This window comes from Acidithiobacillus sp. TH-A35, from assembly GCF_057473505.1.
On sequence record NZ_JBYCKR010000204.1, the window covers coordinates 1 to 1870 of the forward strand.

The window sequence follows — 1870 nt, forward strand, 5'->3', positions numbered from 1 at the left end:
GGACAGAAGAAAATCGCATCTATCCGACCGCCTACGGCGGCCAGTGCCTGACGCATGCGCTGATGGATAGCGGTCAGGGTACGGATATCGAAAAGCCCCCGGCCTACACCAGACTGATTGGTGGCTACCACCACCTGGTAGCCGGCGCGGTTCAGGCGCGCGATAGCCTCCAGACTGCCCGGAATGGGGCGCCACTCGGCGGGAGATTTGATAAAGGCGCTACTGTCCTCGTTGATGACGCCGTCACGATCGAGGATGACGATTTGCCCCATCAGACCCCCTGTAACTGCGAGAAGTCAGCGATATGCAGAAACGCCTCCTGGAGTTGGGCAAGCAGAGCGAGACGGTTCTGGCGTAGCACCGGCTCTTCGGCAAGGACCATGACCCTATCAAAAAATTGATCGACCGGGGGACGCAAGCCCGCGAGCAGGTCTAAAGCGGCGGCATAGTGGCGTTTTGCGAACTGCCCATGGACGGGCTGCGCCAGGGCTTGCCAGTGTTCCCAGAGTGCGCTCTCTGCGGGATCCGTAAAGTGCCGCGGGTCTACCCGCCAGTCGGCGGAGAGGGTTTCCTTGCGTAATAAATTGTTAATCCGTTTGATCAGCGCTGCCAGAGCATCCGCTGCCGCATGCTCGGCCTGGAAAAGGGCGAGGGCTTCAAGACGCTGGAGTGCGTCCAGTGGCTCGTAGGGTTGGCGGCTGAGCACGGCGGCGATCTGGTCAGCACGGAAGCCCTCCTCCCGGAAATAGACCCGCAACCGATCCTGAAAGAAATCGAGCACCGCAGTCCGCGTCTCCGTTCTGTTCCTGGCAAAAGCGCTGCCGTAAGCGGCCAGCGTACTTGCTACCGCCTCGTCCAGGTTCAGAGGCACCCGAGCATCCAGCACAATCCGCAGTACCCCCAGTGCGGCGCGGCGCAGGGCGAAAGGGTCGCGGTCACCGGTAGGGACTTTGCCGATGGCGAAAAAGCCGCAGAGGGTGTCCAGTTTATCAGCAATGGCCAGGCACTGTCCGTGCGCATCTGCCGGGGTTTCATCGTCGCGACCACTAGGCATGTAATGCTGGGCAATGGCGGTGGCAACATGGACGTTTTCACCGTCATGCCGGGCGTAGTGGCCGCCCATGATGCCCTGCAATTCCGGGAACTCGCCCACCAGACCGCTGAGCAGGTCACTTTTGCAAAGCCCTGCGGCGCGGCCCATGTCGCTCGCATCTACTGCGAAGTGCGGCGCGAGGGCTGCTGCAAGTATCTGCAGGCGCGTGGTTTTGTCGAAAATGCTGCCGAGGCCGTCCTGAAACAGCACCTCGGCAAGTGCGGCTCGTCGCGTCTGCAAGGAAACCTGGCGATCCTGATCCCAGAAGAAGGCGGCGTCAGCCAGTCGGGCACGCAGTACCCGGTTATTTCCGTTGATGACGACCTGCGCATCCAGGCTATGCAGGTTCGCCGCGAACAGATAATGGCGCACCAGACGACCATCCTGATTGCGCAGGGGGACGTAGCGCTGGTGCTGCATCATGACCGTAATGAGCGCTTCTTCTGGTACCCGCAAATAGTCTTCGGCGAAAGTGCCGGCGAGAATGACCGGCCATTCGTTGAGTCCGGTGATCTCGTCCAGCAAGGCTTCCGGCAGGATGGGGATGACGGCCATCTCACCGGCCAAGGCTGCTATTTTGCTGGCAATGCGCGCGCGACGCCCGGCAAAATCTGCCATCACTTTTGCCTGCAATAAAGACTCGGCGTAATCGGCAGGGGTGGTAATCTGGACCGACTGGGGATGATGGACGCGATGCCCGAAACTTTCTCCGCCGGCATTCAGACCAAAAATATGCCAGTCCAGCACCTGCTGGCCCTGACGCAGCAAAAGCCAGCG

At 60.7% G+C, this 1870-nt stretch carries 2 protein-coding genes; both read right to left on the reverse strand.

What is annotated here, in order from left to right; genetic code table 11:
• Window positions 1-272 (reverse strand): HAD-IIIA family hydrolase (locus tag AC2VNK_RS07090; protein ID WP_486883291.1); only part of this gene is annotated, 272 nt, incomplete at its 3' end.
• Window positions 272-1870 (reverse strand): glycine--tRNA ligase subunit beta (gene glyS / locus AC2VNK_RS07095; RefSeq protein WP_486883292.1); only part of this gene is annotated, 1599 nt, incomplete at its 5' end. The genes glyS and AC2VNK_RS07090, both read right to left, overlap by 1 nt.